Origin of the sequence: Providencia zhijiangensis (assembly GCF_030315915.2) — a bacterium.
In the GTDB taxonomy this organism is placed as follows: Bacteria; Pseudomonadota; Gammaproteobacteria; order Enterobacterales; family Enterobacteriaceae; genus Providencia; species Providencia zhijiangensis.
In genome coordinates, this window is the sequence record NZ_CP135990.1 from 1,561,411 (window position 1) to 1,585,985 (window position 24,575).

General features: G+C 41.6%; 26 protein-coding genes. 11 read left to right on the forward strand and 15 right to left on the reverse strand.

Going from position 1 to position 24,575, the window contains the following annotated elements; genetic code table 11:
- Positions 1-135 precede the first annotated feature (135 nt).
- Positions 136-1,509: an MATE family efflux transporter gene (locus tag QS795_RS07095; RefSeq protein WP_286269488.1), complete on the reverse strand. Its 1,374-nt coding sequence runs from the start codon at positions 1,507-1,509 to the stop codon at positions 136-138.
- A 282-nt stretch (positions 1,510-1,791) separates the two neighbouring features.
- On the opposite strand from QS795_RS07095, the gene QS795_RS07100 reads away from it, so the two are divergent.
- Positions 1,792-2,469 (forward strand): riboflavin synthase subunit alpha, encoded by a 678-nt coding sequence (locus QS795_RS07100; protein ID WP_154604002.1) that lies wholly within the window; start codon positions 1,792-1,794, stop codon positions 2,467-2,469.
- Positions 2,470-2,545: 76 nt separating this feature from the next.
- On the opposite strand, the gene QS795_RS07105 is transcribed toward QS795_RS07100, so the two are convergent.
- From QS795_RS07105 to punC, 3 genes are all read right to left on the reverse strand, one after another.
- A complete protein-coding gene (locus QS795_RS07105; RefSeq protein ID WP_154604001.1) occupies positions 2,546-2,818 on the reverse strand; it encodes a putative quinol monooxygenase in 273 nt (90 codons plus the stop codon).
- A gap of 24 nt (positions 2,819-2,842) precedes the next feature.
- A complete protein-coding gene (locus QS795_RS07110) occupies positions 2,843-3,598 on the reverse strand; it encodes a helix-turn-helix transcriptional regulator (RefSeq protein ID WP_286269490.1) in 756 nt (251 codons plus the stop codon).
- Between the two features lie 164 nt (positions 3,599-3,762).
- Positions 3,763-4,986, reverse strand: a complete 1,224-nt coding sequence (gene punC / locus QS795_RS07115) for a purine nucleoside transporter PunC (protein WP_286269493.1) — start codon at positions 4,984-4,986, stop codon at positions 3,763-3,765.
- Positions 4,987-5,107: 121 nt separating this feature from the next.
- Here punC and punR point away from each other — a divergent pair, with 121 nt between their 5' ends.
- Complete coding sequence (gene punR / locus QS795_RS07120; protein ID WP_154603998.1) at positions 5,108-6,013, forward strand: DNA-binding transcriptional activator PunR; 906 nt, start codon at positions 5,108-5,110, stop codon at positions 6,011-6,013.
- A gap of 15 nt (positions 6,014-6,028) precedes the next feature.
- Here the strand turns inward: punR and purR are convergent, their stop codons facing one another.
- Positions 6,029-7,054: an HTH-type transcriptional repressor PurR gene (gene purR, locus QS795_RS07125; RefSeq protein ID WP_154603997.1), complete on the reverse strand. Its 1,026-nt coding sequence runs from the start codon at positions 7,052-7,054 to the stop codon at positions 6,029-6,031.
- A gap of 267 nt (positions 7,055-7,321) precedes the next feature.
- On the opposite strand from purR, the gene cydH reads away from it, so the two are divergent.
- Positions 7,322-7,405, forward strand: coding sequence for a cytochrome bd-I oxidase subunit CydH (gene cydH, locus QS795_RS17500; RefSeq protein ID WP_225577282.1), 84 nt, complete (start codon positions 7,322-7,324; stop codon positions 7,403-7,405).
- A gap of 88 nt (positions 7,406-7,493) precedes the next feature.
- Here cydH and sodB read toward each other — a convergent pair whose 3' ends face one another.
- Positions 7,494-8,072: a superoxide dismutase [Fe] gene (gene sodB / locus QS795_RS07130; protein WP_036953529.1), complete on the reverse strand. Its 579-nt coding sequence runs from the start codon at positions 8,070-8,072 to the stop codon at positions 7,494-7,496.
- Between the two features lie 599 nt (positions 8,073-8,671).
- Between sodB and QS795_RS07135 the strand changes: the two genes are divergently transcribed.
- Positions 8,672-9,019 carry a Grx4 family monothiol glutaredoxin gene (locus QS795_RS07135; RefSeq protein WP_036953526.1) on the forward strand — a complete coding sequence of 116 codons (348 nt, stop codon included), beginning with the start codon at positions 8,672-8,674 and terminating at the stop codon, positions 9,017-9,019.
- Positions 9,020-9,109: 90 nt separating this feature from the next.
- On the opposite strand, the gene rnt is transcribed toward QS795_RS07135, so the two are convergent.
- Together rnt and gloA are read right to left on the reverse strand one after the other, a co-directional pair.
- Complete coding sequence (rnt, locus tag QS795_RS07140) at positions 9,110-9,754, reverse strand: ribonuclease T (RefSeq protein WP_036953524.1); 645 nt, start codon at positions 9,752-9,754, stop codon at positions 9,110-9,112.
- Positions 9,755-9,882: 128 nt separating this feature from the next.
- Entirely contained in the window at positions 9,883-10,290 is a 408-nt protein-coding gene (gene gloA / locus QS795_RS07145; RefSeq protein ID WP_154603996.1) for a lactoylglutathione lyase, read from the reverse strand.
- A 184-nt stretch (positions 10,291-10,474) separates the two neighbouring features.
- Here gloA and QS795_RS07150 point away from each other — a divergent pair, with 184 nt between their 5' ends.
- Positions 10,475-10,714, forward strand: a complete 240-nt coding sequence (locus tag QS795_RS07150) for a DUF1289 domain-containing protein (RefSeq protein ID WP_154603995.1) — start codon at positions 10,475-10,477, stop codon at positions 10,712-10,714.
- Between the two features lie 507 nt (positions 10,715-11,221).
- Positions 11,222-11,656: a transcriptional regulator SlyA gene (gene slyA, locus QS795_RS07155; RefSeq protein WP_154603994.1), complete on the forward strand. Its 435-nt coding sequence runs from the start codon at positions 11,222-11,224 to the stop codon at positions 11,654-11,656.
- Between the two features lie 467 nt (positions 11,657-12,123).
- Here the strand turns inward: slyA and QS795_RS07160 are convergent, their stop codons facing one another.
- On the reverse strand, positions 12,124-12,591 hold the full coding sequence (locus tag QS795_RS07160) for an outer membrane lipoprotein (protein WP_036953512.1): 468 nt from the start codon (positions 12,589-12,591) through the stop codon (positions 12,124-12,126).
- A gap of 525 nt (positions 12,592-13,116) precedes the next feature.
- Between QS795_RS07160 and anmK the strand changes: the two genes are divergently transcribed.
- The 4 genes from anmK (at position 13,117) to pdxY (ending at position 17,325) form a co-directional block, all read left to right on the forward strand.
- Positions 13,117-14,241: an anhydro-N-acetylmuramic acid kinase gene (anmK, locus tag QS795_RS07165; RefSeq protein ID WP_286269497.1), complete on the forward strand. Its 1,125-nt coding sequence runs from the start codon at positions 13,117-13,119 to the stop codon at positions 14,239-14,241.
- A 20-nt stretch (positions 14,242-14,261) separates the two neighbouring features.
- Positions 14,262-14,915: a pyridoxamine 5'-phosphate oxidase gene (gene pdxH / locus QS795_RS07170; RefSeq protein WP_286269498.1), complete on the forward strand. Its 654-nt coding sequence runs from the start codon at positions 14,262-14,264 to the stop codon at positions 14,913-14,915.
- Positions 14,916-15,075: 160 nt separating this feature from the next.
- The gene (tyrS, locus tag QS795_RS07175) at positions 15,076-16,350 is read left to right on the forward strand and encodes a tyrosine--tRNA ligase (RefSeq protein ID WP_132494872.1); all 1,275 of its coding nucleotides are present in this window, start codon (positions 15,076-15,078) and stop codon (positions 16,348-16,350) included.
- Positions 16,351-16,461: 111 nt separating this feature from the next.
- Positions 16,462-17,325, forward strand: a complete 864-nt coding sequence (gene pdxY, locus QS795_RS07180) for a pyridoxal kinase PdxY (protein ID WP_154638912.1) — start codon at positions 16,462-16,464, stop codon at positions 17,323-17,325.
- An 86-nt stretch (positions 17,326-17,411) separates the two neighbouring features.
- Here the strand turns inward: pdxY and gstA are convergent, their stop codons facing one another.
- Positions 17,412-18,026 carry a glutathione transferase GstA gene (gene gstA, locus QS795_RS07185; RefSeq protein ID WP_286269554.1) on the reverse strand — a complete coding sequence of 205 codons (615 nt, stop codon included), beginning with the start codon at positions 18,024-18,026 and terminating at the stop codon, positions 17,412-17,414.
- A 290-nt stretch (positions 18,027-18,316) separates the two neighbouring features.
- Here gstA and QS795_RS07190 point away from each other — a divergent pair, with 290 nt between their 5' ends.
- Positions 18,317-19,183 carry a DUF817 domain-containing protein gene (locus QS795_RS07190; RefSeq protein ID WP_286269503.1) on the forward strand — a complete coding sequence of 289 codons (867 nt, stop codon included), beginning with the start codon at positions 18,317-18,319 and terminating at the stop codon, positions 19,181-19,183.
- Between the two features lie 48 nt (positions 19,184-19,231).
- On the opposite strand, the gene sapF is transcribed toward QS795_RS07190, so the two are convergent.
- Genes sapF through sapA form a run of 5 tightly spaced genes read right to left on the reverse strand, consistent with a single transcriptional unit; the run spans position 19,232 to position 24,554 of the window.
- On the reverse strand, positions 19,232-20,035 hold the full coding sequence (gene sapF, locus QS795_RS07195; RefSeq protein ID WP_154603991.1) for a putrescine export ABC transporter ATP-binding protein SapF: 804 nt from the start codon (positions 20,033-20,035) through the stop codon (positions 19,232-19,234).
- Positions 20,035-21,030: a putrescine export ABC transporter ATP-binding protein SapD gene (gene sapD / locus QS795_RS07200; RefSeq protein WP_036953491.1), complete on the reverse strand. Its 996-nt coding sequence runs from the start codon at positions 21,028-21,030 to the stop codon at positions 20,035-20,037. The genes sapF and sapD overlap by 1 nt, the downstream gene beginning before the upstream one ends.
- Positions 21,030-21,920, reverse strand: coding sequence for a putrescine export ABC transporter permease SapC (gene sapC, locus QS795_RS07205; protein WP_154603990.1), 891 nt, complete (start codon positions 21,918-21,920; stop codon positions 21,030-21,032). The genes sapD and sapC overlap by 1 nt, the downstream gene beginning before the upstream one ends.
- Positions 21,907-22,872 carry a putrescine export ABC transporter permease SapB gene (sapB, locus tag QS795_RS07210; RefSeq protein ID WP_154603989.1) on the reverse strand — a complete coding sequence of 322 codons (966 nt, stop codon included), beginning with the start codon at positions 22,870-22,872 and terminating at the stop codon, positions 21,907-21,909. The genes sapC and sapB overlap by 14 nt, the downstream gene beginning before the upstream one ends.
- Positions 22,869-24,554 carry an ABC transporter substrate-binding protein SapA gene (gene sapA, locus QS795_RS07215; protein ID WP_318627105.1) on the reverse strand — a complete coding sequence of 562 codons (1,686 nt, stop codon included), beginning with the start codon at positions 24,552-24,554 and terminating at the stop codon, positions 22,869-22,871. The genes sapB and sapA overlap by 4 nt, the downstream gene beginning before the upstream one ends.
- Positions 24,555-24,575 lie beyond the last annotated feature (21 nt).

The following is a 24,575-nucleotide window of genomic DNA, read 5'->3' on the forward strand; positions in this document are numbered from 1 at the left end:
ACGGGGACGAATATTAACGTTCTGCTGTCAATCTGGCAAGGGGAAAATGTAATTTTGCGAGAGTTTGCTCGTATTTAAAACTATTCGCAGAAAAACATTCGCCACCTTGCCATAAAATGCTGAAAATTACGCCAATTATCGCGTTGAGCGTAATAAAACGACGCTGTCAGGTTGGCGATGGATCCACAAAATTCGTGTTGCCATACCAATAGCCGCAGCGGTGAGTCCGATAATAAATCCTAACCAGAAACCTTTTGGTCCCATGGGCTCGGTAATGAAGTCGGTCAACGCCAAGATATAGCCAGACGGTAAACCTAAAATCCAATACGCCGTAAAGGTAATAAAGAAGATTGAGCGAGTATCTTTATACCCACGTAACACACCGGCACCAATAACTTGAATAGAATCTGAAAGCTGATAAAGCGCGGCATAGAGCATCAAGCTAGACGCCAAAACAACCACTTCAGGATTCTTGTTATACATCATCGCGATAGGCTCACGGAATGTGCTGGTAAAGATGGCCGTTAAGCAAGCTAGACTTAATCCTACCGCTAAACCAGTATAAGAAGAGACTTTTGCGGCTTCGGTAGACTGACGTCCCAAGTTATAGCCAACTCGAATGGTGACAGCGATACCCATTGATAACGGGAACATAAACATCACAGAACTAAAGTTAAGCGCTACTTGGTGACCTGCGACCGCAACAACCCCTAAAGGCGCGACCAATAGGGCAACAACCGCAAACAGGGTGACTTCAAAAAACAGTGCTAACCCAATCGGTGTTCCGAGCACAATAATGCGTTTCAGGATATCTGGATTTGGCGCGCCTAATGGTTGCGCAGGACGGATATCTCTCTGATTTGGTGCGTGCTTAACATACCATCTCATCATCAGACACATTGCCCAATACACCGTTGCTGTCGCCACGCCGCAACCAACACCACCTAAGGCTGGTGCACCAAAGTGACCATAAATGAAGATATAGTTCACGGGAATATTGACCATCAAGCCAAGAAAACCAATGACCATGCCGGGTTTCGTTTTTGACAACCCTTCACATTGGCTACGGTACACTTGATAAAATAGGTAACCTGGGGCTCCCCACATAATTGCGTGTAGGAAACGAACCGATTTATCGGCTAACTCTTGGTCAATATGGGGCATGTTGCTGATGATCAGTTTACTGTTATACAACAGCAACATGATACTAACGCCTAAAATAAAGGCTAACCACAAGCCTTGTTGAACTTGATCGCCAATCAGGTTTCTGCGACCTGAACCGTTCATTTGAGCGATAATTGGCGTGAGCGCCATGAGAATACCTTGCCCTAATAAAATAGCAGGCAACCAAATAGAAAAACCAACAGCCACAGCTGACATTTCGATTTCGCTAACACTTCCCGCCATGATGGTGTCCACAAACCCCATTGCAGTTTGGGAAAATTGGGCGAAGAAGATAGGGATACCGAGAGCCAACAAGCTACGCGCTTCTGTAATATATTTCTGCACGCATACACCTTCACAATAAGTTTCGAATTAAAAAAAGAAAAAAGCGGAATGAAATTCTATGATTTACTAAAAAATCAGATAGTTAATGCTAACCCCTTATTCTATCTCTTTTATGTAATCAATCCAACATAGTTATAGATAAGAATAATAAAACAGCAGATTAGTATAGAAACCGTTTAAATGTTTTGTGATGGCAGCATAAATATAACCACTCAAATAAGATAGATCTCTGAAAATTCTTAGGTAAACTGAGTTTATTAATTCACTGCACTGAGAGTCATTATGTTTACAGGCATTGTTCAAGGAACCGCTCCAATTATCTCAATCACGGAAAGAGCTAATTTCCGTACTCATGTCATGAAATTCACGCCGGAATTATTAGTGGGTTTAGAAACCGGTGCATCCGTTGCGCATAACGGTTGCTGTTTAACCGTGACTAAAATTGAGGGGGAGAACGTTAGCTTTGATTTAATCAAAGAGACATTGCGCCTCACTAATTTAGGTGAGTTAAAAGAAGGGGACGTGGTTAATATTGAGCGTGCTGCTAAATATGGTGATGAAATTGGCGGACATGTGGTTTCGGGTCATATCGTGACCACCGCAGAAATTAGCAAGATTTTCACCTCTGAAGATAATCATCAAGTTTGGCTCTCTATTTATGATAAAACCTTGATGAAATATATCTTACATAAGGGATTTGTGGCGATTGACGGAATTAGCTTAACGGTCGGTGATGTTATCAATAACCGTTTCTGTGTGCATCTGATCCCAGAAACATTGGCGAGAACCACTCTAGGAAGCAAACGACTCGGTCATAAAGTCAACATTGAGATTGACCCACAGACTCAAGCTATTGTTGATACTGTTGAGCGTGTTTTGCATCAGAAAGAACAAGAAATGTTATTGAAGCAGAAACAAGAGAGTGAAGACTCAGTAGACAGCGAAAAATCATCAATCTAGTTTTGAGAAGGTTATGGCTCTGTGCAGAGCTATAACCTGTTGAATCGGTAGGTAATAAATTCACCGGAATATTCTATTACTTCTCACTAAAATTGACCGAAAAAATGGCATTGTCACGTTCAATTGCGTCAACAAGTTGTTTGAAATGAGCGCTTTTTTGATACATTTCTAATGCTTGTGCATTTTCCCACTCTTCAAACACAATGTAGCCATTTTCTTTTGCCATCAGATCATACTGCAAACATCCTTTTTCCATCCGGCTGCGTTTGGCAATTTCGCGAACGATTTTTTTCGTTAAATACCCATCCTTTTTTTCGGTAGTGATTTGGGCATATACAACAATACTCATACCATTCTCCTTATGTACTCAGAACTATCTTAATGGAGACTTTGTTTTTGTATTGTAAAAAAGCGAATAATTTGACTTTAAAAATGCCGACGGTGTCATGGTAAAGTAACGCTTAAAATCGCGATAAAAGTGGGATTGGTCATAATAACCCGTTTCAAACCATCGATAAGTATCTTGTTCTTTCACCATGGTTTTCATCACTTGCTCTAAGCGACAATTGATCTGGTACCGTTTTGGTGTGATCCCAAATTCTTTTAACAACTCTTTTTGAACTAAGCGCGCACTGTAGCCAATGTCATCGGCAATTTCGGTAATTTTTTTATTTGGATTGCGATAAAGAGAGTCCAGAACGTGATCGATAAAATGTGCCTTTTTCGCTGCCTTAGTGACATAAAAGCACTCATGCAACTCTTTGAATGAAGAGTTAGCCAATGATTTAAACCAATTATTGCTCCATATTTGGCTAAGCGGAGTAGGGATATCCGTATAATTTAACGTGCGTTGGGGAAGTAAAAAACGTAAGGCATCGTGGCGAATACGTAGAACCATCACGCTGGCATTATTCGGGATAGCCGTAAATATATTGACTCTGGGGATGATTAGCTGAAATGGATTGACGGATGTATGCTCGTGAGTCGACATACTGATATTTTCAGTCGAAACCCATATTTCAGCTCCTGTGCCTGGGAAGATCTTAATAGCATCAGTAAATTTCTTGATAATCAAAACTGAACTAACAAATTCTTTTAATTCATCAGGAGGATAATACTGTTTCAGCATGGCTCTTCAAAACGTCATAATTGAATATGCTAATAATAGCGTGTTATAGATAAAAAATTAACTCTATAAAATACGTATTAACTAAAATAAAAAAGTCAGCCACGTTATCAATAATGGTAACGTGGCTGATTATTATGAAGCTAAAAAATAACGTTAACTAACGATTAGTCATGTTGATACTCAGTGTGCTTAATCGCATTATTTGATTTGCTGGCACAACGCTGCATGAAATAGCCTATAATCATTGGGATCACCGTAAATGCCATCACGCCAGTCGTGGCGAGTAACGGGTCAAAGGTGAGCGCAGAGACTAATAAGCTGGCTAAGAAACATAACCCTAATTGTAAGGCATTTTGTAATGCAGCGGCCTTACCACTGGCGGATGGGAATGTGTTAAGGGCTTTGGCTACGGCAATTGGGTATGATGCGCCATTCATGGCGGCCATAAAGCAGAATGGTACTAAAATCATAGTTAATGTTGGCTGAGTATAAATCGCCATCACAAATAATATAATCATGCTAACGGCATAACCGGCTAGCAGGATTGGGAACAACGTTTCAGCACGCACTTTAGCTAATACGAAGCGGCAGCCGTATCCTCCGACAATAAATGCCAGTGTTTGAGGGATATAACTTAGGCCGATATCCGAAGGGTTAAAACCCATATTGCGTAGAATAAACGGCGAACCCGTTAGCCATGCAAAAAAGCCAGCGCTACATGCTGCGTATACAAGCACGTTACCACTGAAAACAGGGGAGCTTAACAAGGTAGCAAAGGAAATTTTGGTTTGTGTCTGGTTTTCTTCTGCGATGACTTTCGGCGCCACTTTTTTTAGCATCAAAGTCGGTAGCAGGAGTAAAACGCCTACCATCATCAGCACGATGAAGATAAATTCCCAGTTTTTGTGCTCAAGCACCCAAGCACCTAAAAGAGGCGCTAATGCTGGAGAAAGTGCCACTAAAGGCATGATAGAGGCAAATACTTTTTGGGTATCAGCTTCGTTATAGCGGTCGATAACGAGGGCTTGCCATAAAACTGCAGCAGAACAAACACCAACGGCCTGTAAGAATCGAAGGATTAATAACTGAGTGGCATCGGTGACCCAAATCATAGCCAAGCAACTAACAATAAATAGGGAAAGCCCTACAATGAGAATAGGTTTGCGTCCTAATTTATCTGAAAGGGGGCCCCATAGTAGCTGGGCAAAAGCAAAGCCAGCTAGAAAGATACTTAATGAGGCGCTGATAGCACCTTCAGTCGTATTTAAGGTTGTTTGCATTGAACCAAAGGCAGGCAGATACATATCGATGGCTAAAAACCCCAGCATGCTTAGGCCGGCAAGGTAAATCAAAAATCCAGAGGAGTTTTTTGTCGCAGTATTTGTCATAGTTTTGCTTAATCTGTATTTAAAATAATGTTAATAGTTATCTTATTGTATAGGCTATTTTTTTACGTTGTGAAACGGTAATATTTGGACTCTGCTATCAAATAATTTGAAAGGAAAGAAAATGTGGTCAGCTCATGCACTTGAAGTCATAGACGCAGTTGCTCGAACGGGAAGCTTTAGTGGTGCTGCGGATGAGTTGCATCGAGTCCCTTCAGCGATCAGTTACACAGTAAAGCAAGTCGAAGAATGGTTGGCGGTTCCGCTATTCGAGCGCCGTCACCGTGATGTGGTATTGACGGAAGCAGGAGTTATCTTTATTAAAGAAAGTCGAAGTGTTATCAAAAAAATGATTGATACTCGACATCAATGCCAACAAGTCGCCAATGGGTGGCGTGGGCAGTTCAGTATTGCCGTTGATTGCATCGTAAAACCGCAGCGTACGGAACAGCTGATTTTGGATTTTTATCGTCATTTTCCTGATATCGAACTGTATATCCACCCTGAAGTGTTTAATGGGGTTTGGGATGCATTAGCGGATGGGCGTGTGGATGTGGCGATTGGAGCGACCCGTGCTTCACCCATTGGAGAGCGCTATAGTTTCCGCGACATGGGCTTTATGTCATGGCGTTGTGTTGCGAGCCCCACTCACCCATTAGCGAAAATTCAGGGCAAACTGACGGATGACCAAATGCGTGAATATCCAAGTTTGTGCTTAGAAGATACCTCAAGAAGCTTACCGAAAAGAGATACTTGGGCGCTGGACAACCAACGACGCTTAGTTGTGCCTTACTGGGAAAGTGGTTTAGCGTGTTTGGCAAATGGTCTGTGTGTGGGGATGGTTCCAGAGCACCGTGCAGCACCTTTGTGTGCAGAAGGTAAGTTAGTTGAGCTGGAATTAGCGCAGCCGTTTCCTGAAAGCCCTTGCTGCTTAACATGGGTTGAGAATGATACATCTCCAGCGCTGAGATGGCTTCTTGACTATCTTGGTGATAGCGAAACTCTCAACGCGGAGTGGTTTGCGAGCTAATGTGCTGAGATAGACTTAGCGGCGATAATCAATAAATGGACCATCAGCCACGGAACGGCGCTCAACTAAACGCGGGTGAACTTCAATCGTTTGTGCATCTTCGCGTTTATTCACAATACGATCGAGCAACATCGCAAACGCCATTTGTCCTAAACGCTCTTTTGGTTGGTGGATTGTGGTTAATGCAGGCGTGAAATAGCGCGCATTACGCACGTTATCATAACCAATGATGGAAATGTCTTGAGGGACGCGTAATCCCATCTCGTCAGCTGCACAGATTGCTCCCATCGCCATGATATCTCCACCACAGAAGACAGCCGTTGGGCGGTGTTTGTTACTGAGGATCTGCATCATCGCTTTATAGCCTGATTCTGGCTCGAAATCCCCTTGAACAATCCATTCATCTTTCAACGTGACTTTGGCTTCTTCCATGGCTTTTTGGAAGCCGGTTAAACGCCCAATGCCTGTATTTCTTTCAAGGGAGCCAGGGATCACACCAATTTCACGATGACCACGGTCAATAAGATAACGACCTGCTAAATAACCACCGTGGAAAGAGTTATCAATAATACTGTCAGTGAAATCTCCGCGAGAGGTACCCCAGTCCATGACGACCATTGGAATATTTCGGTAATCTTCCAACATACCAATCAAGGTGTCAGGGTATTCTGAACACATCACAAGTAGCCCATCGACACGTTTTTGTGCCAACATTTGCAAGTACGCTTTTTGCTTACCTAAGTTATTGTGAGAGTTACATAAAATTAGAGTATAGCCTTTCTCATAGCAACTATTCTCGACAGACTCGATCACTTCTGCGAAATAGGGGGCTTCACTTGATGTTGCCAACAGGCCAATTGATTTGGTGTGGTTGACTTTTAAACTACGTGCAACCGCACTCGGAGAATAATTGAGCTCTTTGATGGCGGCCCAAACGGCTGTTTTTGTATCATCAGCGACAAAACGCGTCTTGTTGATAACATGGGAGACGGTTGTGGTAGAGACGCCCGCACGTTTCGCCACATCTTTAATTGTTGCCATGAGAAGAAAAAACTCCTAACCAAAACTTGGTCTCTAAAATAATTCTAGTTAAATAATTACCTGCATATTGATGCATAGTACCTTTGCTGGCAATAATTTAGCGATTTGTTGTCGATTTTGTCTGATCTAGCGCAAAAACGAAAGAAATAATTGATGTTATAACATGTGATATAGACACTGGTTTTACGTTTTTGTGCATGTATACTGAAATAACCTTTTTATTTTATGGTTATTTGATAATTCAATTTCTTTATATGAGAGGGTCTCATGGATACAGATTTTAAATATGGATTGCTAGCTGCGCTTGGCTCTTTAGCTGTAATTATTTTGTTTGCTGTGCACATTTTCTGATTTCATTTCCATCCTATCTAATAAGGATGAGAAATAATTAAGGGCGAGTATTATACTCGCCCTTAGTCATTTTAGATCTGAACTAAAATTAAGCCAGATTTTCTTCAACAAATTTCCAGTTAACCAGCGCCCAGAAGTTTTCTAAGTATTTTGGACGTGCGTTACGGTAGTCGATGTAGTAAGCGTGTTCCCAGATATCAACAGTCAAAACTGGCTTGTCGTCACCAGAAATTGGTGTTGCCGCGTTAGACGTGTTAACGATAGCCAGGCTGCCATCTGCTTTCTTCACTAACCAAGTCCAACCTGCACCGAAGTTTTTAACTGCGGCATCAGTGAATTGCTCTTTAAACTGAGCAAATGAACCGAATGCTTTGTTGATAGCTTCTGCAACTTTACCTGTTGGTTCACCGCCTGCGTTTGGAGCCAAGCAGTGCCAGTAGAAAGTGTGGTTCCAAACTTGAGCCGCGTTATTGAATACGCCAGCTTCAGAAGTTTTGATGATTTCTTCTAAAGACAGACCTTCAAATTTGGTGCCTTTGATCAGGTTGTTCAGGTTAACAACATAGGTGTTGTGGTGCTTACCGTAGTGGTATTCTAGGGTTTCAGCAGAGATATGAGGTTCTAAAGCATCTTTAGCATAAGGTAGAGCTGGTAATTCAAAAGACATTGCGTACTCCTTGATTGCTTTTATTCAGTGTTTAGGGTGTTTGCTCGTAAAATGAGCGAAATTAAATGTACTGCTATTAATTAATCTACTTCTAGTATAGTGACGTCGAGCTGTAGTTAGCTATTGCGAGCATCGTAAGTTATGTATTTATCATAACAGAATACAGGTTACAGTAAGAAAAAACCTGTTCCATGATGCTATTTATGCCTTAATTGTTAGTAAGTTGCATAATTATTATTCCACTGCATGTCATTATTTTCATTGAAGAGCAGGGAAATACATCAAGTGTTATTAATTTGCTAATATATTAACAAATAACTCCCATGATTACACGGCAAAAACGCCCATCGTGAATTTTTTATAGTAAAAAGAAAACGTTGCTATTTGCTTTTCACCTTTTGAGTACAGCAAATAGGAGTGCTATAGTATTCACCTTATAAAACTGGCATATTGTATGAAACAATCACGGAACAATTTGCGATGTTTTGACTATGCCGGCGATTACACCGGTCAATGTGTTCTGTCTAATGAGTTGCCTTGCAAATGATTCAAAGTGGCTCAGTGACTGCAAAATCAGCACCCACGTTTTAGGATATAAAATGACAACTATCGAAAAAATTGAGCGCCAAGTTAAAGAAAATCCAATTTTATTATACATGAAAGGCTCTCCAAAACTGCCTAGCTGCGGTTTTTCTGCTCAAGCTGTTCAAGCTCTGTCTTCTTGCGGTGAGCGTTTTGCTTACGTTGATATTTTACAAAACCCAGACATTCGTGCAGAGCTGCCAAAATATGCTAATTGGCCAACCTTCCCACAGTTATGGGTTGATGGCGAGTTAGTCGGCGGTTGTGACATTATCGTTGAGATGTTCCAACGCGGCGAATTACAAGCTCTGATCAAAGAAACTGCGGACAAATACCGTCCAGCAGATGAAACCATCACTGAGTAATCAAATGGTTGAATAAGCTTTCCTGCTTATATTGATGAAAACCGTATTAGCGTAAAACTAATACGGTTTTTTTGTATTTAGGGGGCGAGATTATTGAGGCTCGCTAGGCAGTGGCCATCCGCCTAATTTTTTCCATTTATTGACTAATTCGCAAAATAATAGTGCGGTACGGTTAGTATCGTATAGGGCACCGTGGGCTTGCTTGCCATCAAATGGAATACCTGCGGTGACACACGCTTTCGCAAGAATGGTTTGTCCAAAGACTAATCCGCTCAGTGCTGCAGTATCAAAGGTTGCGAATGGATGGAAAGGGTTGCGTTTTAACCCTGAACGCTCTGCCGCATTCATAACAAAGCTGTGATCAAAATTTGCGTTATGAGCTACCATGATCGCGCGATTGCAATCGGTATTTTTCATGCCTTTTCGAATTGTTTTAAAAATGGCATGAAGTGCTTCATATTCGCTCACTGCACCACGTAGAGGGTTAGTGGGGTCAATACCTGTGAATTCCAGTGCGGAGGGCTCCAAATTCGCTCCCTCAAAAGGTTCTACATGAAAATGTAACGTTTCATCAATGGCCAGCCAGCCATCTTTGTCCATTTTGAGTGTAATGGCAGCTATCTCTAATAGACCATCAGTTTTGGGGTTGAACCCACCAGTTTCGACATCAATAACGACAGGGTAGTAACCCCGGAAGCGGTTAACCAGTGAGTTAGGGTTATTTTTTTCAGACATTAGGCTTTCAATTTACAGTTTCTGGTTGGCTTTCATTATGCCAAAGGGAATATATTTTTGCAGGTAGATACTGAAGAAATTTTAGGTGATGGTTATCATCACCTAAAATATAAAATGTATGCGAGGGATTAATTGCCTAATCCTTTGCTTGCACTTTTGTTTTCGATAAGCTCAATTTTATAGCCATCAGGATCTTCAACAAATGCGATAACGGTTGTGCCGCCTTTGACTGGGCCTGCTTCACGAGTGACATTTCCACCTACTTGACGAATGTCCTCACAGGTTTTAGCGACATCATCAACACCTAATGCAATATGACCATAAGCATTGCCTAAATCATATTCTGTTACGCCCCAGTTATAAGTTAACTCGATAACAGCACCTTCACTTTCATCACTGTAACCGACGAACGCTAAAGAATATTTGTATTCTGTATTTTCGCTCGTGCGCAGTAAGCGCATACCTAATACTTTGGTATAAAAATCAATGGAGCGTTGCATGTCAGTAACACGGAGCATGGTATGTAGTAAGCGCATAATAGTAGTTTCCCTATAAATTCTTCAGGCAATAATGCTTAAAGTCGAATCGATTTATCTATCAATATAACGTGGCAATATGACTAAATACAGCGATTGAGGTTTATTTTTTAGTCATATCATGGTTATACTCAATTTGAGGGAGTATATCATAATTTTATGTTTATATTACGGGTGGTTAACGATGGCAGAACAACTTGAGTTTTTTGACATACCAAGCCCTTGCCGTGGAATATGTCAAACCAACGAGCAGGGATATTGCCGAGGTTGCTATCGAACCCGTGATGAACGTTTTGGTTGGTTACAGTTAACTAACTCTGAAAAACGTCATGTCATCCGTTTATGTCGCCAGCGATTTTTAAGAGCAAATAATAAGAAAGTGGTTCAAGAAGACATGAATGACCCTCAACAGTCTCTGTTTTGATTGATAATAAAACAATTCCATGCAAAATGATTCAATAACAAATCAATTCACTTTAATTAATTTCAATGGTTACATTTCAATAAAATTTTATTTATTCAAAATGATGATGAAATTCATATAAATCAACTGTAAATAACATAATTTTAAGAATAACTATATTGCTTTGTTTTTAAAGAGTTTATTTGCTGTTGCATTTTTTATTGTTAGTTGTAATTACTATAAGGGTTAAAATAGATAGATTCGAAAGAAGAGTAAGGCTATTCTTATTAATAAGATAATTGATAGGTTGTCTTATTAAGTGATTATATTATTTTTATATGAAAAAGCATGGAGGAAAACAAGATATATATCACTCAATAATTTATTGATGCTCACTATATATAGGTATTTATTAGGTGTTGGCTCAATAAAAGGTTGTAAAGATAAAAGGGAATTAATATATAATTTAAAAAATAATATGTATTCGGTATATTTTTTAGACATTATAATTATATAAAGGAGGGTAAATTGGAATCTCAAATTGGAACTGAATTATCTCGTGTAGTCCGTATGTGGCGAGCATTGATTGACTATCGCCTCAAGCCACTTAAACTCACACAAACACACTGGGTAACACTGCATAATATTAGCCAGTTACCGCCCGAGCAATCACAGATTCAATTGGCAAAAGCAATCGGCATTGAACAACCTTCTCTGGTCAGAACATTAGATCAATTAGAAGAAAAAAGACTCATTTCACGTCATACATGTGCAAATGACCGACGCGCTAAGAGAATCAAACTCACAGAGGAGTCAGAGCCTTTTATCAAAACGGTTGATCAAGTGATTAATAATACTCGGACAGAGATTTTAAGTAATATTAGTCATGACGAGCTAAGCCAGTTATCTTTATTGCTATTAAAACTGGAGAAAAACATTCTACGTTTACAGAACGATTCATAGACTACTAATTATTTTTTCTCATTTAATTTTATTACTATGAATATAATTAACCTAAATATATATTAAACTAATAACTATAGCCACCATGCACGTAATATGTATTTCTATATAGATGCATGATTTTTTACGTGAGGCGGCTTTGTGTTCTATCACTATGGATTAATTATTAAAAACATACGGTATTAAGAAGGATTAGAGAGTGAAAATATGAATAAAAAATTTGGGTCAAGAAAAATAGAGAATACATACGGTGTAAATTACATTTTACTTGAATAGATATCAATCACAATTATTCAATAAAGTTCTGCTATGGAACCCATAAACGAAAAGATAGCGAAGTGCTCAGGGCGATAAAAATATTATTACTAATAAGCTAAAAAAATAAAACACTAATCATGATTTAAATAAAAAATGCGTTCATCGATTAATTAGTCGGTGAACGCATTTTATTTTGAATTTATGTCAAATTAGCGAGGTGATACAGTAACTGTATTTCCGCTGTTTGCGATCATAACACGCTGACCTACACGGAAAGCGGCAGGATCTTGTTTCTGAACAACAACAATGTTTTTACCACTGTCTAAACGGATTTCAAGCTGCACACCTTGGCTTTTGTTTAGAGCCCCTTGTGCTTGTTGACCAGCTAAACCACCTGCGATTGCCCCAGCCGCTGTTGCTAGCGTTTTACCAGTACCACCACCGACGGTATTACCTAACAGGCCACCGATAACTGCACCGCCAATTGCACCAATCACGTTACCATCTTCACCCGCTTGAATGGTCACTGGGCGTGCGTTGAGTACCGTACCATAAGTCACAGTTTGGACTTGTTTAGCATCTTGAGCTGAAATAGTATCACCAGAAAGCGTACTTGTATTGACACAGCCAGATAACGCAACAACAGCAGCAACACCTACAAAAACTTTCTTAAGCATAATAACTCCTATGAGACTTGCTGTTCGTGGCAGTAACGTAGCATCGAAGATTTGTTCTTACCATAAGCACAACAACATCAAAAATTTATTTTTAGATAACAGAGCCTAGACTACTAATTTTGAATTAAATAATGCATCAACACTAGGTAAAATATCTCAAATTCCACCCAAAATCCCAATTCAAAGCACCCTTTGCTAAAGAATTATCTATTTTTTGACTATTTTAGAACATCAATTTATAGCAAAGGCTAAATAGGGGATTTTTACCTGTAATAAGAACTACTCACCTTAAGGTGTAGCAGATAATTACAGAATAAACCATTATAAATCAAATAAAATAATCAAGAGATAAAAAAACGATTTATTGCTGCTATTTTGCTCACTATTTTCATCTCTTCTATCAATTATTTATTATTCCTGCGAAGCGCTACGAGAAATTGAATCGATCAGTTGACAAATTTTTCTCTAAAAGCACAATCTTTCCTAGTTTATCTCATTGAGTGAATAGACACGTTAAAGGGAATAATGATGATTAAATCGGGTCGCTATATTGGTGTTATGTCAGGAACCAGCCTAGATGGTGTTGATGTCGTATTAGCTGCAATTAATGATAAGTTTGTTGCAGAACAAGCTAGCTTGAGCGCCTCATTTCCGATTGAACTAAAAAAGCGCATTCTCAATATTTGCCAAGGGCAAGAAACAACACTTTCTGAATTGGGAAAAATAGACAGAGAACTTGGCACAATATATGCCGATGCCATTAATCAGCTTCTTCATCAAACGGGTCTATCTCCTGAAGATATTATTGCGATTGGTTGTCACGGGCAAACGGTTTGGCATGAACCTGATAGTGAAACACCGTTTACTATGCAGATTGGTGATAACAACCGCATAGCGGCGTTAACGGGAATAACGACTGTGGGGGATTTTCGCCGCAGAGACATGGCTTATGGTGGACAAGGTGCTCCGTTAGTTCCTGCATTTCATTTAGCCGTATTAGGGCATCCGATTGAAAAACGTATTGTGCTAAACATTGGCGGGATTGCTAATGTTACCGCATTGCTACCAAATGCATATGTAAAAGGCTATGACACAGGACCAGGCAACATGTTAATGGACACTTGGGTCTGGCGTAATAAGCAACAAGCGTATGATAAAGATGGTGAATGGGCAAAAACAGGAACGGTGAATCAGGCATTATTAAATGCGATGCTTAATGATAGCTATTTTAAACGTTCAGCTCCTAAAAGTACTGGGCGTGAATATTTTAATATGCAATGGCTAGAACAGCATTTGGCGAATTTTCAATTGCTATCTCCTGAAGATGTGCAAGCAACATTGTGTGAATTGACCGCCGTATCTATCATAGATCAAGTTAAGTTATGTGGTGGCTGCGAGCGTTTAATTGTTTGTGGCGGCGGCGCTCAAAATAAATTCTTAATGTTGCGATTAGCGACATTACTGCCGGGGATTGAAGTCGCGCCAAGTGATAAATATGGGCTGAGTGGTGATGATATGGAAGCACTGGCATTTGCTTGGCTTGCCGCTCGTACAGTTTCAGGCTTATCAGGTAGCCTTGCATCAGTAACGGGCGCAAGCAGAGATAGTGTATTAGGTGCGATATACCCCGCAAATATTGATATAAAATAACCGCTTGAAAGGACAGTAAAATGAACGAACTTGAAGAGATCGATCTTGCTGCGGTACGACGTGAATATACAAAAGGTGGATTGAGACGCAAAGATTTAACGCCAGATCCTATTCCACTGTTTGAGCGCTGGTTAAAGCAAGCTTGTGAAGTTCGATTAACTGACCCAACAGCAATGTGTGTGGCAACAGTTGATGAAACAGGGCAGCCTTATCAACGGATCGTGTTATTAAAGCACTTCGATGAAAACGGATTAGTCTTTTATACCAATCTGGGAAGTCGTAAAGCGCAGCATTTAGAGCATAACAATAAAATCAGTTTGCATTTTCCATGGTATCAATTGGAGCGCCAAGTTCATTTTACGGGTGTTGCTGAGCGTTTAAGCCCGATTGAAGTACTGAAATATTTCCATAGTCGCCCAAAAGATAGCCAAATCGCGGCTTGGGCGTCCGCTCAATCTTCACGGATTTCGGCACGTGGAATCTTAGAAGGGAAATTTTTAGAACTTAAGCAGAAATTTCAAAATGGCGAGGTTCCATTACCGAGTTTTTGGGGGGGGTATCGCGTTGTTTTTAATAGTGTCGAATTTTGGCAAGGTGGCGCTCACCGCCTGCATGACCGCTTTCTATACCAAAGAGAAGGGGATGGCTGGGTAATTGACCGATTAGCCCCGTAATAAATGGTTTTTTAGCTGGCACTTAATTGATATGCGCTTTATGCTATAGCCTCGTTTAAGAAAATTGACAAACCATACTGGCGAGCCTTTGAGCGACGTCTCATTCTGCCAATTTTCTACATTAAAATAGATAGACAAAATTCAACTGATGGAGTCATTGATGTCTAGCAATAACCTGATTAAACAATTGCAAGAGCGGGGCCTCGTTGCCCAGGTAACGGATGAGGATGCGTTAGCAGAGAGACTGGCGCAGGGCCCTATCTCTCTCTATTGTGGCTTCGACCCTACCGCCGATAGCTTGCACTTGGGACATCTGGTTCCTTTGCTGTGTTTAAAACGATTCCAACTAGCCGGGCACAAGCCTGTGGCGTTGGTCGGTGGCGCAACGGGCCTTATTGGTGACCCGAGCTTCAAAGCTACTGAACGTAAATTAAACACCACAGAAACCGTTCAAGAGTGGGTAGAAAAAATCCGTAACCAAGTTTCACCATTCCTTAGTTTTGATTGTGGTGAAAACAGCGCACGCCTAGCTAACAACTATGATTGGTTTGGCAAAATGGATGTGCTGACATTCTTACGTGATATTGGTAAACACTTCTCTGTTAACCAAATGATCAACCGTGAGTCTGTTAAACAGCGTTTAAACCGTGATGATGTCGGGATCTCTTTCACTGAGTTCGCCTATAACCTATTACAAGGTTATGATTTTGCGAACATGAATAAAGAGATGGGGGTTGAGTTACAAATTGGTGGTTCAGACCAATGGGGTAACATCACTTCAGGTATCGATTTAACTCGTCGTCTGCATCAAAACCAAGTGTTTGGTTTAACTGTTCCACTGATCACCAAAACAGACGGTACCAAGTTTGGTAAAACTGAAGGTGGTGCGGTGTGGTTAGATCCGAAGAAAACTAGCCAATATAAATTCTATCAATTCTGGATTAACACCGCGGATGCTGATGTTTATCGCTTCCTGAAATTCTTTACTTTCATGGAATTAAGCGAAATTGATGCGTTAGAAGAAGAAGACAAAAACAGTGGCAAAGCTCCTCGTGCACAGTACGTATTAGCTGAAGAAGTGACTAAATTAGTTCACGGCGAAGCGGGTCTAGCGGCTGCAAAACGCATTACTGAAAGCTTATTCTCTGGCGCAGTATCTGATTTAACTGAAGCTGACTTTGAACAGCTAGCTCAAGACGGTATGCCATGCATCACCCTAGAAGATGGTGCAGATCTCCAGCAAGCATTAGTTGATTCAGAGCTGGTACCTTCTCGTGGTCAAGCAAGAACGGCAATCAGCTCAAATGCAGTCTCTGTCAATGGTCAGAAACAAACTGAACCAATGTATGTATTCACTGATGCTGACCGTTTATTTGGTCGTTATACACTTATCCGCCGCGGTAAGAAAAATGACTGCTTAGTTAACTGGAAATAGCTCTGACGAACCTTTGTAATATATAGCCCGGAAATTTCCGGGCTATTCATATTGGCAAATGGCTACTCACTGATTTCTCTTCATTCGACATAACAATTCTCTGGGTTTCCAATGAAAAGCGTATTATCAATTCAATCCCATGTTGTTTTCGGCCATGCAGGAAACAGTGCTGCTGCATTCCCTATGTGCCGTATGGGCGTAGATGTGTGGCCACTTAATACAGTGCAATTCTCCAACCACACTCAGTATCCACAATGGACGGGCTCAGTATTTCCAGCTCAGCATTTGACAGATATTGTCGAAGGATTAGCAAAAATCCATAAACTGGCAATCTGTGATGCCGTGTTAAGTGGCTATATTGGTTCTGCTGAGCAAGGCAATGATATTCTAGCGATTGTTCAAAAGGTTAAAGCGGCGAATCCGCAGGCCATCTATTTTTGTGACCCAGTAATGGGACATCCAGAAAAGGGATGCATCGTTGCGCCAGGAGTCGCAGAGTTTCTTTGTCAACAAGCGTTAGCGGCGAGTGATGTGATTGCGCCTAACTTGTTAGAGTTAGAAACGTTAGCGAATGAGAAAATAGCGACGGTAGAGCAAGCTGTCCAAGCTGCACGTCGATTATGTCAGCAAGGCCCTAAAACTGTATTAGTTAAGCATTTAAGCCGTGCTGGCTATCGTGCAGACCGCTTTGAAATGATCTTAGTTACTGCGGAACATAGCTGGCATGTTAGCCGCCCATTAGTAGATTTCGGTGAAAAACAGCCTGTGGGAGTTGGTGACTTAACGAGTGGTTTAATGTTGGTCAATATCTTAAAAGGTGAGCCACTCGATAAAGGCTTAGAGCATGTTGCTGCGGCAGTCTATGAAGTCATGCTGAAAACCAAAGAAATGGGTGAGTACGAACTTCAGTTAGTTGCAGCTCAAGATTTGATGGTTAACCCTCAACATAAATTCTGCGCCACTCAGTTAGACTGATTGAGCATAGTAGTAACTTATTAAATATAGTAATAAAAAACAGCGCCGAATAGCGCTGTTTTTGTAAATATATTTCATACAATAGATTACTTTTTCAGTAACCCTTCCGCTTCTAATGCCTCTTGTACTTTTGGGCGCTTCGCAATCTTCTCACAATATTCATTCAGATTGCTTAATGCGCTGATATCAACGCCAACTAAACGAGTCCAGTTGGTGACGGTAAACAGATACGCATCAGCAACACAGAAATCACTTTTAGCGACAAAGTAAGGCTGATTTTTCAGAATATCGTTCACGTACTGGAATTTTTTCAGTAAATTTGCGCGAACAACATCTTTATATTCTTCAGGGGTATTTGGCGCAAATAATGGGCCAAAATTCTTATGCAGCTCAGTAGAAATGAAGTTTAGCGCTTCTAACTGATGGTAGCGCTTCATTGAGCCTGGCAGGGCAATTAAGTTTCTATTTGGGTTTTGATCTGCAATATATTGGACAATCACAGCACCTTCAGTTAATTGCTCATCACCATCTAAAACGAGAGTAGGAACTTGACCTTTAGGGTTAATTTCTAAGAAGTTTTCACCCGTTTCTGTGATTTTCTCTTTTAAGTTAACACGAACAATACTGAAATCTAATCCTGCTTCACGCAGAATAATATGAGGAGAAAGTGAGCAGGCACCGGGAGCGTAATACAATTTCATCATAAAACTCCTAAGTCATAGAATGGTCATCATTATTGTTCTTTCAAGTATACACTAGATTTAAAAAGAGAATTGCCAAAGGATGCGGGGCGGCTCCCAATATCTAAAATCACTCTAATGTATGGCAAGATTACGGGAGACGAGTATTTCTCAGGGGAATTATCTATTTAATTGATATTCCATTAAAATTAAGAATGTTACGGGATAGGTATCTGAGTGGGTTTTGTTATAATTTTGCCTCACATTGAGCTATTCTCTCAATCCTTAGCCACATTTTATGAGCTGTCAAAATGGCATCCATTTTTCACAATCTTAATTACTTAACCAAGCTAGATGCCATCTTAATGGCTCATAAACCGAATAGTAGTAAAGGATTAAAACGCTTTATTCTTGAATTTTGGTTTTTTGGTTTAATTAACGCTCGTTCTTGTCTGTTTGCTGGTTTCTTCTTTTTGGCTTTATTCCTAGTGCCAGCGAAAGGGATTCTAGGTATTCCTCGTTATGATGCTTTACTGATTTTCGCAGTCTCTTTTCAAGCGTTCTTGGTATGGTCAAAATTAGAAACATGGGATGAGCTAAAAGCCATTTGTGTATTCCATTTAGTGGGTTTTATGATGGAATTATTTAAAACCTCAGCAACAATTGGTTCATGGCAATATCCTGATGAGGCGTACACTAAACTTTGGGGAGTTCCTCTGTTCACAGGGTTTATGTATGCGGCAGTGGGTAGCTATATCATTCAATCTTGGCGTTTTTTTAATGTCAGGATTGAACATTATCCACCTTATTGGATGGCGACATTAGTGGCTTTAGCCATTTATATTAACTTTTTTAGCCATCACTATATTGATGATTATCGTTGGTACTTAACGGCGTTTATATTTGGTTTGTATGCCCGCAGCGTGGTGTTTTATACCCCGTTAGATAAAGAACGTAAAATGCCGCTATTGCTTGCATTTATGCTGATAGGATTCTTCATTTGGCTGGCGGAAAATTTCGGAACGTTCTTTGGTGTTTGGCAATATCCAAATCAAATCGGAGCATGGTCAATGGTACATGCAGGGAAGTGGGGAGCATGGTCGTTACTGGTGATTGTGACTTTCACGATTGTGGTGCATCTCAAACACATAAAAAGTTGTGTATCCATAGCGCGCTAGCAACGAACTTTTGTTAAAGACGGAGGCTATTCCCCCGTCTTTTGGTCATTATAAATCTTGTCGCCACGCATCAATGGACAATGGCTCTCCAAAGTGGCTTTCAATCAGGCGACGCGTCACGTCATGAAGTGGAGCCGCTAAAACCTCCGCTGTATTTCCTCGCTCAACGACTTCGCCTTTATCCATTACGAGCATTTTGTCACTAATATGCTTCATCATGCCTAAATGTTGGGTGACGTAAATATAAGCGATATCTTGCTTAGCTTGTAAGTCGAGCATCAAGTTGATTATCTGCGAGCGCATCGACATATCCAGCGAGGCAAGAGCTTCATCAGCCACGATAATTTCCGGTTGTAGAATTAACGCACGGGCGAGGGCGATCCGCTGTTTTTGACCTGATGCTAGCATGTGTGGGTAATATTCTGCGTGATCGGCCAGTAATCCTACTTGGCGTAATGTCTGGATAATGCGTCTTTCCCGCTCAATACCGGTAAGGTTAGTATTCAGTTTTAAGGGTAATTCAAGGGTTTGCCCAATACGCTGGCGCGGATTTAAGGAAGTACTTGGATCCTGAAATATCATGCGAATACGTTGGCTGCGGTAGCTATAATCGCCAAAACTTAGTCGTTGGCCACGGATTAAAATCTCTCCACCAGAAGGCTCCGTCACCCCAGACAACATGCGAGCCAAGGTGGATTTTCCTGAGCCGTTAGCACCGATGATGGCTAAAGTTTGCCCTGCTTGTAGGTTGAAACTCAACGGCTTGACGGCTTGTAATTCATGGCGACGAAATAACCCTTCACGAAAACGGAACGTTTTTGTCAGGTTACGTACCTCAAGTAACGTTTCCATTAGGGTTGTTCCTCGGTATTCAGTGGATAATGACAAGCAACTAGGTGCCCTTTAATGCTGCGCAGTGGTGGTGCATCGATACAGGTTCGTTGCGCGTAAGGGCAACGAGGACCCAAACGACAGCCAATTGGTAAGTGTTCCAATGAAGGAATAGCCCCTGGGAGTGTATTTAAACGACCTTTATGGGGGATCGGGCTTTCAAAATCAGGAATAGAGCGAATTAATGCCTGCGTATAAGGGTGGCGAGGTCGCTGCAAAATATCATTCGGTGTGGCACTTTCTACAGTCTGACCGCAATATAGGACATTAATTCGGTCAACCAATTTAGACATCATTTCCATATCGTGGCTGATCAGCAAAATTCCCATATTATTGTTTTGGTTTAATTTATCTAATAAACGGAAAATTTGAGCCTGCGTGGTGGATTCCATCGCATTGGTAGGCTCATCCGCAATTAACAAGCGAGGCTGATTAGCAATCGCAATGGCGATCATTACTTTTTGGCATTCACCATCCGTCAGTTCGTACGGATAACTGTGCATGATATCTTTGTGATCTTTGATACCCACACGATGCAATAATTCAATTGCTCGGCGTTTTCGCCAATTAAAGCGCTGCCACCAGCGCCCTTTGTATGTCCAGCCGGGGATTGATTGGATCAGCTGTTTCCCAATATCGGCCGCAGGGTCAAGACAGGATTGTGGCTCTTGGAAAATCATCGAAATATTATGGCCAATCAGGCGACGACGCTTGCGTGGACTGAGCTTTAAGAGGTCAATATCTTGGAAGCGAAAACGGTCCGCAGTGACGCGGATATTATCTTTGGTGATCCCACAAATGGCTTTCGCAATTAAGCTTTTACCGGAACCCGATTCACCCACTAAGCCACGAACTTCACCTTCAGATAAGGTCATGGAAACACGGTCAACGGCTTTGACGGGGCCGTTAGCCGTCATAAATTCAATGGTTAAATTACGAATATCAAGTAATGGCATTATTCCACCCCCGAATTAATCGCTCGGTGCAGTCCATCACCCAGTAAGTTCACAAATAAGACACTCGACATAATCGCAACACCGGGCAAAATGACTGTCCACGGTGCCACATAAATCAATTCTAACGTATCGCCTAGCATAGCGCCCCATTCAGATGATGGGAGTTGCGCCCCTAAATCTAAAAAGCCTAATGCCGCAATATCCAAAATTGCAATGGAGAGGGCACGGGTTAATTCAGTGACCAAAATAGGGGTAATGTTTGGCAGTACGGTGTACCACAAAATAAAGATGTTTGAAGCGCCATCTAAACGTGCCGCCACAATATACTCTTTGTCTAGCTCATCGTGCACGGCAACGTAGATGGTACGCACCATACGAGGGATCAGTGCGAGGCAAATCGCAAGCATCGCATTAGTTAAGCTGGCACCCATAAATGCCACTACGATAATCGCCAGTAGTAGAGAAGGGATCGAGAGTAATGTATCCAGAACGTGGTTAAACACAGCGGATTTTAGTCCGCGGGTCATGCCCGCAAGACAACCTAACACTAAGCCGATTATCGTCGCAATCGCTGTGACCAACAAGGCTGAGCCGAACGTGGATTTAGTACCAATCAAGAGACGGCTTAAAATATCGCGTCCTAAATCATCCGTACCAAAGAAGAATGCCACTTCACCATAGTGTGACCATGATGGCGGTGTAATTTGGTAACCCAAAAATTGTTGGTCGATGGCATAAGGTGCTAAATAAGGGCCAGCAAAACAGAGGACGATTAAAAAAATCACCCCAAAAAAGCCGGTCATTGCCAGTATGTCGGAGGAGAAAATATTCCACACCACCCGTGTCGGGGATGGCATTTTCTGTTCACGATAAAAATTATCTGAGGACATACCAATCCTTATGTTTTAACGGGTCCATCATTGCGCCTAAAATATCGGATAACACGTTCACGGTGATCACCAGTGCGCCAATTAACATCACACCTGCAGAAATCGCCGAGTAGTCTCCTTGGCGGATTGCAGTGACCAACCAGCGACCTAATCCCGGCCAGTTAAACACTAATTCTGTCACCATGGTTAATGTTAGCATCGTGGAGAATTGTAGCCCTAATTTCGGGATAATCGGCGGTATGGCGTTATGAAAAATATGGCGGCGAATAATTTTAAAGCGAGAAAGTCCACGAGTAGCTGCGGCTTTGACGTAGTTACTGCTAGCGACCTCATCCGTACTAATCCGGACTAAGCGAATGACTTCTGTGGTTGGCGCTAATGCGAGTGTGAGTACTGGCAGGATCATATGTTCTAACACATTGATGATCATATCTTTACGGTATGGCGAATCCGAAAGCCACGCATCCACAAGGGCAAAGCCTGTCACAGGCTTCAAGTTATAAAGCAAGTCGATTCGCCCGGAAACGGGGAGCCATCCTAAGTGAAGCGAGAAAAATAGGGTTAGTACTAACGCTAAAACGAATACAGGCACGGAAAAGCCTAATAGGGCAAACGTGCTGATCGCGATATCAACGGGTTTGTTTCGCCAGAATGAGGCAATCATCCCTAACGGGATCCCAACAAATAACGCGAATAAGAAGGCGAGAATGCACAGTTCCATGGTGGCAGGGAATGTGTCTTTAAGTTGCTCGGTGATAGGCTCCCCGTTAATGCTAGAGACGCCGAAATCGAAATGCAGTAAGCCATCAAAGTAGAAGATATACGCATCAATAAGTGATGCGCCGCTAAGAGGCGCATTGGGCGTGAAATAGCTTAAGCTGAAACTGACCAGCGACAAAAAGAAGACTGTCACCAGTAATAGCAGAAATCGTCTCAGTGAGTAGATGATCATGGTTGCGGCTCCTGCTGCCGAGGTGGTGCTTTTTTCGGCTCTTGCATCTCGCGATAAACGCCAGCAAATGAGGTATTGCCGAACGCGCTGATCACCAATCCTTTCATATCAAAACGATAAGCTTGTAAACGCAGCGAGTAAGCTAATGGCAATATGGGCAGTTCTTCCGCGAGAATTTGTTGTGCTTGATGATAGTAATCAATGCGGTCTGCCAGCTCTTGCGTTAGTAAGGCTTTATGCAAAACGTCATCAAATTTAGAATCACACCAATGGCTTAAGTTGGTTTGTGAGCCAATGGCGGCACAACTGAGCAGTGGGCGGAAGAAACTATCTGGGTCATTACTGTCTGTTGTCCAGCCCGCTAGTGTCATATCGTGGGAGCGATCCATTAATTGATTTTCTTGGAAGCGACCTTCCACTGAGCGGATACTCATGACGATACCCACTTGAGCGAGGTCAGCTTGGATTAATTCCGCCATTTTCAATGGGCTAGGGTTATAAGATTGGGAAGCGACAGGAACCCATAACTCTAATTTCAGGTTTTCTAATCCCATTTCTTGCAGCATTTTTTTGGCAAGTTCAGGGTTATAATCAGTTATTTTGGTTTGATTATCAAATGCCCAAGATGCACGGGGGAGAATCGATGACGCCGTCTCTGCGGTACCATAATAAATGGATTGCATGAGTCGCTCATTATTAATGGCATAAGAAATCGCTTGGCGAACCTTGAGTTGGTCGAGAGGTGGCTTACTGGTATTAAACGCAAGATATGCGATATTCATTCCCGAACGCATTGAAATACGTAGGCGAGGGTCATCACGTAGCACTTTTAACTGACTTGCGGCTGGGTACGCGAGGACATCGCACTCACCAGTGAGTAGCTTAGAAATACGTCCGGTACCCCCCGCGCCCATATCTACCACCACTTCTTCCATGCGTGGTTCACCTTTCCAGTAATCTTTATTACGCAATAAACGGACAAACTGCCCAGCTTGGTAATCATCAAAGTAGAATGGACCAGTACCTACAGGGCGCCAATCAATCATCTCCTGGCGATTGCTAGCAGAAAGCTCATCTGCATATTCCGCAGATAAAACGGGCGCGTAGTGAGTCGCCAAATGCCATAAGAATGAAGCATCCGGGGATTTTAATCGAAATTCCACGGTGTAGTTATTCAGCTTTTTAATACCTTCGACGCTGCTCGCAAATTGCAAGCTGTCAAAATAGGGGTAGCGCCCGCCATTAATGAAATGGTAAGGATTGCTAGTTTCAAACATGCGAGAAAAACTGAATACCACATCATCCGCATTCATATTGCGTGTTGGTGTAAACCAAGGTGTGGTTTGGAATTTGACGTCTTTTCTCAGATATAGCCGATAGGTTGCGCCATTATCTAAAACTTCCCAGCGGGAAGCCAACTCTGGGATCAGGCGATACGTAAAGGGGTCAACATCCAGTAAGCGGTCATACAGTTGCGCACCTAGGGGATCAATAATTAACCCGCTACTGGCGAGTTGTGGGTTAAATGTGGTGACAATGCCATTGACGCAGTAAATAAAGCCATTTTGACGAATATCGGCCGGGACATCATTGGCAATGGTGTCTTTGTAGCTTATGTCTGTTTGCTCTGCCAATGCAGAAAGAGAAACAGTAAATAAAAACCAAAGAGTTAAAAGGCGCATAGAGCTAATATCGTTGACCTG